The sequence below is a fragment of the Streptomyces sp. NPDC086554 genome (assembly GCF_040686095.1).
Classification (GTDB): domain Bacteria; phylum Actinomycetota; class Actinomycetes; order Streptomycetales; family Streptomycetaceae; genus Streptomyces.
Window position 1 is genome coordinate 1 of record NZ_JBFBJK010000020.1, and the last position, 12,026, is coordinate 12,026.

7 protein-coding genes are annotated in these 12,026 nt (G+C 71.7%); 3 read left to right on the forward strand and 4 right to left on the reverse strand.

Going from position 1 to position 12,026, the window contains the following annotated elements; translation table 11 throughout:
- Nucleotides 1–354: 354 nt before the first annotated feature.
- The gene (locus AB0O76_RS29485) at nt 355–903 is read right to left on the reverse strand and encodes a MarR family transcriptional regulator (protein WP_365497129.1); all 549 of its coding nucleotides are present in this window, start codon (nt 901–903) and stop codon (nt 355–357) included.
- 122 nt (nt 904–1,025) lie between these two features.
- Here AB0O76_RS29485 and AB0O76_RS29490 point away from each other — a divergent pair, with 122 nt between their 5' ends.
- Nucleotides 1,026–2,306, forward strand: coding sequence for an MFS transporter (locus AB0O76_RS29490; RefSeq protein WP_365497423.1), 1,281 nt, complete (start codon nt 1,026–1,028; stop codon nt 2,304–2,306).
- A gap of 4 nt (nt 2,307–2,310) precedes the next feature.
- On the opposite strand, the gene AB0O76_RS29495 is transcribed toward AB0O76_RS29490, so the two are convergent.
- A complete protein-coding gene (locus AB0O76_RS29495) occupies nt 2,311–3,951 on the reverse strand; it encodes a SpoIIE family protein phosphatase (RefSeq protein ID WP_365497131.1) in 1,641 nt (546 codons plus the stop codon).
- A gap of 142 nt (nt 3,952–4,093) precedes the next feature.
- Complete coding sequence (locus tag AB0O76_RS29500; protein WP_365497133.1) at nt 4,094–5,452, reverse strand: NAD(P)/FAD-dependent oxidoreductase; 1,359 nt, start codon at nt 5,450–5,452, stop codon at nt 4,094–4,096.
- A gap of 374 nt (nt 5,453–5,826) precedes the next feature.
- Here AB0O76_RS29500 and AB0O76_RS29505 point away from each other — a divergent pair, with 374 nt between their 5' ends.
- Together AB0O76_RS29505 and AB0O76_RS29510 are read left to right on the forward strand one after the other, a co-directional pair.
- Nucleotides 5,827–6,603, forward strand: a complete 777-nt coding sequence (locus tag AB0O76_RS29505; RefSeq protein WP_365497135.1) for a helix-turn-helix domain-containing protein — start codon at nt 5,827–5,829, stop codon at nt 6,601–6,603.
- Nucleotides 6,604–6,817: 214 nt separating this feature from the next.
- A complete protein-coding gene (locus AB0O76_RS29510) occupies nt 6,818–8,716 on the forward strand; it encodes a sigma-70 family RNA polymerase sigma factor (RefSeq protein WP_365497137.1) in 1,899 nt (632 codons plus the stop codon).
- Nucleotides 8,717–8,773: 57 nt separating this feature from the next.
- Here the strand turns inward: AB0O76_RS29510 and AB0O76_RS29515 are convergent, their stop codons facing one another.
- The gene (locus AB0O76_RS29515; protein ID WP_365497139.1) at nt 8,774–11,974 is read right to left on the reverse strand and encodes a BTAD domain-containing putative transcriptional regulator; all 3,201 of its coding nucleotides are present in this window, start codon (nt 11,972–11,974) and stop codon (nt 8,774–8,776) included.
- Between the last annotated feature and the right edge of the window lie 52 nt (nt 11,975–12,026).

Consider the following 12,026-nt stretch of genomic DNA (forward strand, 5'->3'; position numbering starts at 1 on the left):
CCTCGGTGCCTTTCAGGTTTCCGCTCCGGCCTCTCGGCCTTTCGCGTTTCCCTTTCCGGCGGTTCCGACTCTATCAGATCCTTTCGGGCCTGATTCCCAGTCAGCGGGGTTTGCCTTCCCGGCCGTTGGGCCGTTCCGACGTCTCAAACTCTAGCGGGTTTTCCCGGCGACTCATAATCGAGTCTTGGAATTGAATTCGGGCATGCCGAATTCGTTCCCGGTGGGATGTCGTGCAGGGTTTGGTTTGCCGCGTTTCAGCGGCGGAGGTGCTGTCGCAGAACCGTTACGGCTCCGTGGCAACCCGAAGAACCTTACGGATCGGCCTGGTGACTGTCAAACCCCGAGGTGGGGCGTTCAGTCCAGGTCGGTGAGGCGGCCGCCGGCATCCGGCTGGGCATCCTCGACCCGGCGCAGAAGGCGGGTCAACACCTCTCCCAGGGCGCCCCGTTCCCGAGGGGACAGGTCCTGGAGGAGGTCCTCCTCGAAGACCGTGGCAAGGCGCATCGCCTCCAGCCACTTCTCGCGGCCCTCCGCGGTGAGCTCCACGATCACGCGTACGCGGTTGGACTCGTCGCGATCCCGGGTGACCAGGCCCTCCGCCACCATCCGGTCGATCCGGTGGGTCATGGCGGCCGGAGTGAGGCCGAGGCGCTTGGCCAGTTCGCCGGGGCCCATTTGGTACGGGGCGCCGGAGAGGACGAGGGCCTTGAGGACCTCCCACTCGGCGTTGCTGATGCCGAGGGTCGCGGTCTGCCGCCCGTAGGCGACGTTCATACGGCGGTTGAGGCGGCCGAGCGCCGAGACGATCTCCTCGACCTGGGGGTCGAGGTCCTGAAACTCCCGCTGGTAGGCGGCGATCTGCTCTTCGAGAGTCGGCTCACTGGGGCCGGGAGTGTCACCCATGGCGGCAGTATCGCACGGCCTCGCTTGGCGTTGAAGTCCTTCTGTGTGTATTGTTTAGGTTCTAACTTTAGCTTCGAAGTCTTCACGTCTAACTCCTAAGGTGGGTGAAAGTGACCAGGGCGATGGGCGCAGCGATGCGTCGTATTCAGGCAGGCAGCGCGCTGAGCGCGTTCGGTGTCGGGTTCACGGTTCCGTTCCTCTACGTCTATGTGGCGCAGGTGCGGGATCTGGGGTCCGGTGCGGCGGGCATCGTGCTCGCCGCGTTCGCCATGGCCGCGCTGATCGTCCTGCCCATCACCGGCCGCGTGATCGACCGCCGCGGCCCCCTTCCCGTACTCATGGGAGCCGCGCTGACCGCGTCGGTGGGTGCTCTCGCCCTCGGGTTCGCCAGCAGCGAGGCGACCGCGATCGTCTCGGCTGCCCTCCTCGGCGCGGGCACCGCAGTGATGCAGCCCGCGCTCGCGACGATGATCGTCTGGTGCTCGACGCCCACCACGCGTACGCGTGCCTTCGCGATGCAGTTCTTCCTGCAGAACCTGGGGCTCGGTATTGGCGGCCTCATCGGCGGCCAGATCGTCGATGAGCACGACCCGGGCAGCTTCATCACTCTGTTCTCCATCGAAGCCGTGATGTTCCTGGTGCTCGCCGCGATCGTCGTCACCGTGCGGCTTCCGCACGCGCCGTCCATCCAGGACGCGATGCCCAAGGACGGGTCCGCGCCGCAGAGCGGTCTGCGGGCGCTCCTTCGGCACAAGGCGATGGTGCAGCTGTGCGTGCTGGGTTTCGTGCTGTTCTTCGCCTGCTACGGACAGTTCGAGTCGGGGCTTTCCGCGTACGGCGTGGAGGCGGCCGGGATCTCGCCGTCGACGCTCGGCATCGCGCTCGCCGCCAACACGGCCGTGATCGTCATCGCGCAGTTCGCCGTCCTGAAGTTCGTGGAGCGGCGCAAGCGGTCCCGGGTGATCGCCGCCGTCGGTCTCATCTGGGCCGTCGCGTGGATCGCGGCCGGGTACGCCGGGCTCGGGCACGGCAGCCAGGCCATGGCGACCGCCGCGTTCATCTCCACGTACGCACTCTTCGGACTCGGTGAGGCGATGCTGTCGCCGACCGTCGCGCCGCTGGTCGCCGATCTGGCGCCGGCCGGGATGGTCGGTCAGTACAACTCGGCCTTCGCCCTGGTGAAGCAGCTGGCGCTGGCCGTCGGTCCTGCCGTGGGCGGGCCGATGGGGGCCTCGCTGCACGGGCCGTACATCGTGACGTTCCTGCTGTTCTCGCTCGGCATCAGCGTGCTTGCGATCCGGCTCGGCCGACAGCTCACGCCGGTGCAGAACCAGCCGTCTCTTGCGAAGAGCCGGGTGGTCGCGCAGAGCGCCCCCGAGCCCGTACCGGCCACTTCTTCTTAAGAAGTCAGCGCGGCAAGGCGAATTCGCACCAGACCGCCTTGCCGCCGCCCGGTGTGCGCCGCGAGCCCCAGTTCGAGGCGATCGTCGCGACGATCGCGATGCCTCGGCCCGCCTCGTCCGCGGGCTCCGCGCGGCGGCGCCTGGGCAGGTGGTCGTCGCCGTCCGTGACCTCGATGATCAGGCGGCGGTCCGTGCGGCGCAGGCGAAGGCGCATGGGCGGTGTGCCGTGCTGGAGGGAGTTGGCGACCAGTTCACTGGCCGCGAGGACTCCCAGGTCGTGCAGTTCCGGCGGGAAGCGCCAGCTGGCGAGGACCCCGGTGGCGAAGGCACGCGCGCGTGGCGCCGCTTCCACGCCACCGAGCAGCTCCAGGGCGGCGTTGCGGAACTGCTCGGCGTCCAGGCCGGTGCGCGCGGGGTGCTGGAGGACCAGGACCGCCACGTCGTCGTCGTGGTCGGCCGTCACCCCCAGGGCGCGGATCAGGCGGTCGCAGACCACCTGGGGTGTGCCGGTGGCGCCCGCAAGTGCGCGCTCCAGGGCGGCGACTCCCTCGTCGATGTCCTCGCTGCGCCGCTCGACAAGGCCGTCCGTGTAGAGGACGGCGGTCGAGCCGGGGCCGAGCGGGACGGAGCCCGACGTGTGCAGCCAGCCGCCGGTGCCCAGCGGCGGGCCCGTGGGCTCCTCCGCGCGGTGGATCGTGCCCGCCTCGTCCCGTACGAGGATCGGCAGGTGCCCGGCGGACGCGTAGACGAGGCTGCCCTCGTTCGGGTCGTGCACGGCGTAGACCATCGTCGCGATCTGGCTGGCGTCGATCTCGGCGGCCAGGCCGTCCAGGAGCTGCAGGACCTCGTGCGGGGGCAGGTCCAGGCGGGCGTAGGCGCGCACGGCCGTGCGGAGCTGGCCCATGACGGCCGCCGCGCGGACACCGCGGCCCATGACGTCGCCGATGACCAGGGCGGTGCGGCCGCCGCCGAGGGTGATCACGTCGTACCAGTCGCCGCCGACCGCAGCCTCCGTGCCGCCCGGTTGGTACGTGGCGGCGATGCGCAGGTCGTCGGGCTGCTCCAACTCCTGGGGCAGGAGTGAGCGTTGGAGAGTGACCGCGGTCTCGCGCTGGGTGCGTTCGCTGGCGCGCAGCCGCTCGGCGGCCTCCGCGTGGTCGGTGACGTCTGCGGCGAAGACGAGGACGCCGCCGTCCTTCAGCGTGTCGACGGGCGTGCAGGTGAAGGTGTACGAGCGGCCGCCGGGCGCCTTGCGGGACTTCACGGTGCGTGGCTTGGAGCTGCGCAGGACCTGGTCGAGGAGGGGCAGCAGGCCGAGCTCCTCAAGCTCGGGCAGCGCCTCGCGGGCCGGTTCGCCGACGGGGCGGTCCCCGAACGCGGCGGCGTACGCGTCGTTGACGTACGCGATGCGGTGGTCGGGGCCGTGCACCAGGGCGACGAGGGCGGGGATGTGGTCGAGCACCTCGCGGGTCGGCAGTTCGTCGACGCCACCGGTGGGCGTGGGTCCCGTGCCGTCCGTGCGGCCCTCGGCGCGGGCCGCAGGGACGGAGCTTTCGCCTCGGGCCGGGGAGAGCCCCAGGTCGGTCCGCGCCGCGGCGCGGCGCTGCGTTCCGGGGAGCCGGGCGCTCCAGCGCGTGAAGTTCACTGCGGTAGGCCTCGTGATGTCGCTTCTGGATCGGGCGGGGATTTCCGGCGGTCCTGGCCCGCCCATGGTCACACGAACAGTCTGGCCGACCGGACTGACATCCGTCAGACGCCGACGGCGCACGCGGAGTTCCGGCCTCCGGTCAGGAGGACTCCTTCGGGCTTCTGCCCCCGGCCGCGAGTTCGAACTCCGCACGCGGGTGCTCGAGCGACCCCAAGGAGACGATCTCCCGTTTGAACAGGCCGGACAGGGTCCATTCGGCAAGGACCCGGGACTTGCGGTTGACGGTGGGCACCCGGCTCAGGTGGTAGACGCGGTGCATGAACCAGGCAGGGTAGCCCTTCAATTTCCGTCCGTAGACGTGTGCGACGCCTTTGTGCAGTCCCAGGGAGGCCACGGAGCCCACGTATTTGTGCGTGTACTCCGTGAGGGGCTGTCCGCGCAGCGACGCGGCGATGTTGTCGCCGAGCGTCCTGGCTTGGCGTACGGCGTGCTGGGCGTTGGGGGCGCACTCCTTGCCGGGCTCCTCGGCGGTGACATCGGGGACGGCTGCCGCGTCTCCCGCGCCCCACGCGTGCGTGGAGCCGTCCACGGTCAGCTGGGCGGTGCAGTTCAGGCGGCCGCGTTCGTTCAGCGGCAGGTCGGTCGCGGCGAGCACCGGGTGCGGTTTGACGCCCGCGGTCCACACCACCGTGCGGGTGGGGAAGCGTGCGCCGTCACTCAGTACGGCGACCCGGTCCTCGCAGGAGTCGAGGCGGGTCTCCAGGCGTACGTCGATGTTGCGGCGCCGCAGCTCACGGACGGTGTACTTGCCCATCTCCTCGCCGACCTCGGGCAGGATCCGCCCGGAGGCCTCGACGAGGATCCACTTCATGTCATCGGCCTTGACGTTGTGGTAGTACCGCGCGGCGTAGCGGGCCATGTCCTCCAGCTCGCCGAGCGCCTCCACGCCCGCGTACCCGCCTCCTACGAAGACGAAGGTGAGGGCGGCGTCGCGGACCGCGGGGTCGCGTGTCGACGAGGCGATGTCCATCTGTTCGATGACGTGGTTGCGCAGGCCGATGGCCTCTTCGACGGTCTTGAAGCCGATGCCGTGGTCGGCGAGGCCGGGGACGGGCAGGGTGCGCGATACGGAGCCGGGGGCCAGGACCAGTTCGTCGTACGTGATGTCGACGGGCCCCTCGCCCTCGTCGTCGGTGGCCAGGGTCGTGAAGGAGGCGCACCGCTTGGCGTGGTCGATCGCCTTGACCTCGCCGATGACGATCCGGCACTTGTCCAGGACGCGGCGCAGCGGAACGACGACGTGCCGCGGGGAGATGGAGCCCGCGGCGGCTTCGGGCAGGAACGGCTGATAGGTCATATACGGCTCGGGCGTCACCACCACGATCTCCGCTTCGCCCCGCTTCAGCTCCGGCTTCAGCTTCCGCTGGAGGCGCAGTGCGGTGTACATGCCGACGTAGCCGCCGCCCACAACGAGAATGCGCACAGGTTCCTTCACCATCCCATGACGCACCCAGCTCTGGCGTTTGTCCACAGGCTCGGCAATTTGTGTGACCGGCCGCGGCGTGCGACGCGCCGTCGGGGCTTTGCCGGGGCAATCGAGAGGTGTGCAGGTCAGCGGGTGGGCGAGGGGTGAGTCACAGGGGTGCAATCGGGTCGGAATCGGTGCGTACTCCGATCGGGGGGCGCTCCGTGCGGAACCCACCTCTTCTGAATTGACTCTGGCTCAACTATGTTCGTGTGTCGTCGGGGTGTCGGGGGATGCGCTCGTCGGGTCCAGCTACGGGACCCGGGAACTGGGCTCGCTCCTCACACTTCGGTAGTCAATGACGGGGAGTGTCTCCGGGGGGAGACGTCATTACCGGGGGAACGCGTATGCATATGCAGGAATCTCACTGGACTTCAACGACGGCGACGGCACCGGCCATCGCCACCAGCGGGAACGGACGCGACATGGGGGACGGACCGCGTACGACGCCGCTGCGTGTGGACGCACAGCGCAATCTCGAGCATGTCCTTCGCGCGGCGCGCGAGGTGTTCGGCGAGCTGGGGTACGGCGCCCCGATGGAGGACGTCGCGCGGCGCGCGCGGGTCGGGGTCGGCACGGTCTACCGGCGGTTCCCGAGCAAGGACGTCCTGGTCAGGCGGATAGCCGAGGAGGAGACCTCCCGGCTGACCGACCAGGCGCGTGCCGCGCTCGGACAGGAGGACGAGCCGTGGTCGGCGCTCTCGCGCTTCCTGCGGACGTCCGTCGCTTCGGGCGCGGGCCGGCTGCTCCCGCCGCAGGTGCTGCGGGTGGGTGTCGCCGACGAGGTCGCCGGTGGTGTGCGGGAGGAAGAGGCGCGGGTGCCGCAGCAGCGGCAGTCGACGCCGGGCGGTCCCGATCTGCGGCTCGTCGAGCAGCGCTCGGCGCCCGCCGAGGAGTCGTTGCCGGACGACCCGGGGGCGGTCGCGCTGCTCGACGTCGTCGGGCGTCTGGTGGAGCGGGCGCGTACGGCGGGCGAGCTGCGCGCCGATGTGACCGTCTCGGACGTGCTCCTGGTGATAGCGACGGCGGCGCCATCGCTGCCGGACGCGGCGCAGCAGGCGGCGGCCTCCTCACGGCTCCTGGACATCCTGCTCGAAGGGCTGCGGTCGCGCCCCACGGCGTGATTCACCTGAGGGAGGGCTCAACTCCGTTCAAACGCAAGGGTGTTGAGCCTTCCCAAAAGGGTGAACCGTAGTGCTCGATCGCGCGAAGTCACCTCGGACGGGTGGTTGACGGTCATCACCATCCACCGGAACGCGACCGTGTGGCACTCTTTCCGGGTGTCCGGGGCCTTCCCCCGGTGTCCAGGTCTGAGTGTGCAAGCGGGGGCTTTCCGCGATGAGTGGTGACGGGCGGGACGAGTCGTCCCCTGCCGTGGGCGAAGAGGCCGGCGGGCTGCCCCATCGGCAGGTGCCGAGTCAGGGTGGGCGCGGTGGCAGCACCACCGGTCCCGGCAGTCCCGGCGGCACGGATCCCAGCGTTCCGCCGCAGCGGGAGCCCGGCCGGGGCGAGACGCCGGCCGCGGACGGGGCGCCGTCCGACAGCGACCTCATCACCCGCATGCGGGCGGGCGACGACAGCGCGTACGAGGAGCTGTACCGCAGGCACGCCGATGCGGTCCGCCGGTACGCGCGCACGTGCTGCCGGGACGCGCACACCGCCGACGACCTCACCGCCGAGGTCTTCGCGCGGATGCTGCAGGCCGTCCGCGGCGGCAGCGGGCCCGAGCACGCCGTGCGCGCCTATCTGCTCACCACGGTGCGCCGGGTCGCCGCGGGGTGGACGAAGTCGGCAAAGCGGGAGCAACTGGTCGAGGACTTCGCGGTGTTCGCCGCACAGGCCGCGCGCAGCTCCGAGGTCTCCGACGACGACACCCTCGACCTGGGCGCGGACGTGCGCGCGATGCACGAGGCCGAGCAGTCGATGGCCATGCAGGCGTTCCGGAGCCTTCCCGAGCGCTGGCAGGCCGTGCTGTGGCACACGGAGATCGAGGACGAGTCGCCCAGCGACGTCGCCACGCTCTTCGGGCTCGACGCCAACGGCACCCGCGTGCTCGCCAAGCGCGCACGTGAGGGCCTGAAGGAGGCATACCTCCAGGCGCATGTGAGCACCACGCTCTCCCAGAACGAGGAGTGCGCGCGCTACGCCGACCGGCTCGGCGCCTACGCGCGCGGCAGCCTGCGCACCCGGGCCGAGCGCGGCCTGCGCAAGCACCTGGAGGAGTGCGCCAAGTGCCGCCTGGCCGCGGGCCAGATCAAGGAAGTCGCAAGCGGCATCCCCGGCGTCGTGCCGATCGCGGTCATCGGTTGGTTCGGTGCCGCCGGGTACGCGAAGGCGGCCGCGCTCGTCGGCGGTGGCGCCGCCGGTGCCGCGGGCGCCGGTGCGGCCGGCGCGGCGGCGGCGAGCGGTGGCTCGTCCGGTGGCGCGGCGGGCGGTGCGGCGGCCTCCGAAGGGCTCGGCGCACCCGCGAAGGCCGGTATCGCCGCGGGTGTGGCCGTCGCCGCTGCGGCCGCCGTGGCGCTCGCCCTCGCCGGGAACGACGAGAAGCCCAAGGACCTGCCGAGCGCCGAGAAGCCGCCGGCCGTGGAGCCCGTCGTGCCGAAGAAGCCGCCGCCCCCGAAGCCGAAGCCCGAGCCGCCGGCCCCCGCGCCGAAGCCTCCGCCGCCCCCGGCGGCCAAGCCGAAGCCGACGCCGACCCCCACTCCGACGCCCAAGCCGACCCCGCCGAAGCCCAAGCCCAAGCCGACGCCGACTCCCACACCGACGCCGCCGAAGCCCAAGCCACCGCCTCCGCCGCCCGCGCCGAAGGTCTACCAGTGGAGCGAGCTGCAGTACGGCGGCCTCGGTGACGGCACCAAGCCCGAGATGCGGCTCGGCGAGAGCAGCTGGGTCTGGCAGCGCTACGGCCTGTCGGTCGCGGACACGCGGTACGCCCACGGTGTGACGGTGCACGGCCAGTCCTCGGTCACCATCGACCTGAACCGGAAGTGCTCGTCGTACGACGCGCTCGTCGGTGTCGACGACATGACGATGGGCCTTGGCAAGGTGCGGTTCTCCGTCTTCGGCGACGACGCACAGCTGTGGAAGTCGCCGCTGATCAAGGGCGGGGACCCGGCGGTGCCGGTCCAGGTGGATCTGACCGGGCGCAAGACGGTCCGCCTGGTCGTCGAGCCGCACTCCCCGTTCGACACCGGAGCGCTCGCCGACTGGGCGCAGTCGCGGTTCCGCTGTACGTAGTACGTAGGCGGGGGTTCGGCTGTACGTAGACGGGGCTCGGCTGTACGTACACGGGGCTCAGCTCAGCTCGGCCAGCGCCTCGTCGGCGGTGAGGTCGGCGCCCGCGGCGCACTCGGCCTCGTACCGGCGAGGGCCGAGCGCGGCGCGCGCCGCGGCCTCGACCTGTGCGGCATCGGTCCGCTCCGGCATCGGGCGCGGATGGCCCTTGCGCAGCCGCGTGCCGAAAGCGAGCAGGCGGGCCGCGCGCCGATGGTCGCCGAGCCTGCTCACCAAGGTGGCGCCGCCGTCCACGAGCGCCGCGACGACGATCTCCGCGCACCGGCTCTCCAGGGCCACCCGCAGGCCGTCGGCGAGCACCGGCAGTGCCTGCTCCGGCGCGGACTCGGCGGCCACGATCCTGGACTCCAGGCGCTTCAGGTCCGCGTTGAACTGCGGCGGCGGCGAGCCCCGCTCGGCTTCGGCGCGGGCCCCGTCGAACAGGGCGCGGGCCTCGGCGACATCTCCGTCGTCCAGCGCCATCATCGACTGCACCATCCGCATGAACGCCCTCGAGTCCGCCACTCCGTACCGGTCGGCCTCGATCCCCGCCTCCTGGAGGGCCTTCGCCGCCAGGTCGCGGTCGCCCTGGCGGTACGCGATCTCGGCGAGCCGGACGATGAGGAAGGGCGTCTCGGCGTAGGCGCCCACTTCGTAGGCGAGCCGCAGCGCTTCGTCGTACTCGACGCGCGCCTCCTTGTGCAGGCTGCGCGCCATCGCGGCCTCGCCCGCCGCGCTGGACACCTGGGCGCGCATCCAGCGGTCGCCCGCGCGTCTGCTCAGCTCCCGCAGCTCGGCGAGGTCCTCGTCGACTCCGGAGAGATGGCCCGGGGCGTCGACGGCCTGGTGCGTACGGAACATCAGGCTGACGCCGACCTCCCAGTCACCGCCGTATCTACGGCAGTTGGCGACCACCTCGTCCATGGCGTGCGGTGCCGCGTTGCTGCCATCGAGGAAGTGGGCGGTCAACGGCCAGATGAGACCGGGGAATCGGGCCGCCGCCGGCACCGGTCGAGCGAAGGCGTCCCGCACCCGCCGGACGTACGCGTGGCTGACGTCCCCGGCCGGATCGTCCGCAGGACCGGAGTCCACCACCAGGAAGATGTGCAGCAGCCGCAGGCTCATCCAGGGCCAGTAGAGCGGGTCGTCCGCGGGGTCGGGGGCGCCGTCGGGCCCGTCGGGCGGGATCGGCGGTGCGAGGCGCAGGACGCGGTTGAGCCACTCCGTGCCCTCCGCGCGGTAGTTCCGCAGCCACCAGAACCAGCCCATGGCCAGGGCGATGGCCAGGGCGTCTTCGTCCTCCCGGGAGTCGATCGCGCGCTGCAGGGCCGCGCGGATGTTGTCAAGATCCATCTCCAGGCGCTGGATCCATGGGAGTTGGTCCGCCGAGCGGAGCAGCGGGTCTGCCTCTTCGGCCAGGGCGCGGACGTACGCGGTGTGGCGGCGGCCCGCGGCGGCGCGGAGGTCCGGCGTCCCGGCGGCCCGCTCGGACGCATACTCGTGGATCGTCTCCAGCATGCGGTAGCGCATGGCGCCATCGGCCGTGGGCTCGGCGACGATCAGGGACTTGTCCACCAGGGCGCCGATGAGGTCGGCGGCGGGCCCGGTGCAGACGTTCTCCGCGGCCGCGAGGTCCCAGCCGCCGGCGAAGACGGACACCTCGCGCAGGACAGTCCGCTCCGGCTCGTCGAGGAGGTCCCAGGACCAGTCGACGACCGCGCGCAGGGTCTGCTGGCGGGGCAGGACCGTACGGCTGCCGCTGGTCAGGAGGCGGAAGCGGTCGTCAAGGCGGTCGGCGATCTGCCGCGGGGTGAGCATCCGCAGGCGCGCGGCCGCCAGTTCGATGGCCAGGGGCAGGCCGTCGAGGCGGCGGCAGATCTCGGCGACGGCGGCCTGCTCCTGGGCCGCGTCGAAGCCGGGGCGCACCGTCAGGGCACGCTCGGTGAAGAGGCGGTGCGCCGGGTCGGGCGGGAGCGGTTCGACGGGGCGGACCAACTCGCCCGGTACGCCCAGGGGTTCGCGGCTGGTGGCGACGACGGTGAGCCCCGGGCAGCGGGTGAGGAGCGTCTCCGCGAGGTCGGCCGCGGCGCCGATGACATGTTCACAGTTGTCAAGGATCAGGAGCAGGCCGCGCGAGGCGCAGTACTCGACGAGCAGAGCGACCGGGTCGTTCTGCGTCGCCACCAACTCGCTGGTCATCAGCACGGTCTCGCGCAGACCGAGCGCGCTGACGACAGCGCCGGGCACTGCCTCCGGATGGTCGAGCGGGGCGAGCTCGGCCAGCCATGCCTGCGGATGCCCGGCGGCGGCTTCCTCGGCGAGGCGGGTCTTGCCGGAGCCGCCGGGTCCGGTGAGGGTGACCAGGCGTGCTCTCTGCATGTCCGAACGGATGGCGGCGAGTTCCGGTTCCCGGCCGACGAAAGAGGTCAGGCGGGGGCGGAGATTCCCCCTGCGCGGCGGCTTCGCGGGCGGCGTGCCAGGCGTACCCGCAGGGCCCGGCGTGCTCCGGTCAAGCAACTCCGCGTGCAGGGCCCGCAGTTCCGGACCCGGGTCGGCGCCAAGGCCCTCGGCGAGGGTGCGGCGGGCGTTCTCGTACGCGGTCAGGGCGTCGGCGCCGCGGCCCGCGTCGCGCAGGGCGCGGATGAGGAGGGCGTGCAGCGGTTCGTCGTACGGCTGGACCGTGGTGAGTTCCTTCAACTCCGGTACGACGTCGGCGGCGTGCCCCAGGAGAAGGTCCGCCTCGACCCGCGCGCGCGTGGCTTCGGCGAGCAGCGCTTCGGGGCGGGTGGCCGCGCTGCGGTCGGGGAGGTCGGCAAGGGCGGGGTGGCGCCAGAGGACGAGGGCTTCGCGGAGGGTGCGGGCGGCTGCCGCCGGGTCGTGGCGGGCCAGGGCCTGCTTCCCCTCGCGTACGAGGCGCTCGAAGCGGTGCAGGTCGATGTCTTCGGGGGTGGCCGTGAGGCGGTAGCCACCAGGGGTGGAGGCGATGGCGTCCTTGCCGATGGCTCTGCGCAGTCGGCCGACGAGGGCCTGGAGGGCGGCGGGGGCGTCGGCCGGCGGGTCGTCCGACGCCCATACCTCGGCGATGAGGGTTTCCGCGGGGACGGTGCGGTGGGGGGTGAGGGCGAGGGCCGCAAGGAGCGCACGGAGCCGCCGTCCCCCTACGGGCAGGGGTGCCCCTTGTTCGTCGTACGCCTCGGTGGCGCCCAGGATTCTGTACCGCACGGGGTCATTCTCGCCGGTGGGGTGGGTTGAGGCGCGGGGGTTTCCTTTCCCC

What these genes read in the sequence shown, in the direction of transcription:
- AB0O76_RS29485 (WP_365497129.1), bottom strand. Translation starts at nt 903, where the DNA reads ATGGGTGACACTCCCGGCCCCAGTGAGCCGACTCTCGAAGAGCAGATC.
- AB0O76_RS29490 (WP_365497423.1), top strand. Translation starts at nt 1,026, where the DNA reads ATGGGCGCAGCGATGCGTCGTATTCAGGCAGGCAGCGCGCTGAGCGCG.
- AB0O76_RS29500 (WP_365497133.1), bottom strand. Translation starts at nt 5,452, where the DNA reads ATGGTGAAGGAACCTGTGCGCATTCTCGTTGTGGGCGGCGGCTACGTC.
- AB0O76_RS29505 (WP_365497135.1), top strand. Translation starts at nt 5,827, where the DNA reads ATGCATATGCAGGAATCTCACTGGACTTCAACGACGGCGACGGCACCG.
- AB0O76_RS29510 (WP_365497137.1), top strand. Translation starts at nt 6,818, where the DNA reads ATGAGTGGTGACGGGCGGGACGAGTCGTCCCCTGCCGTGGGCGAAGAG.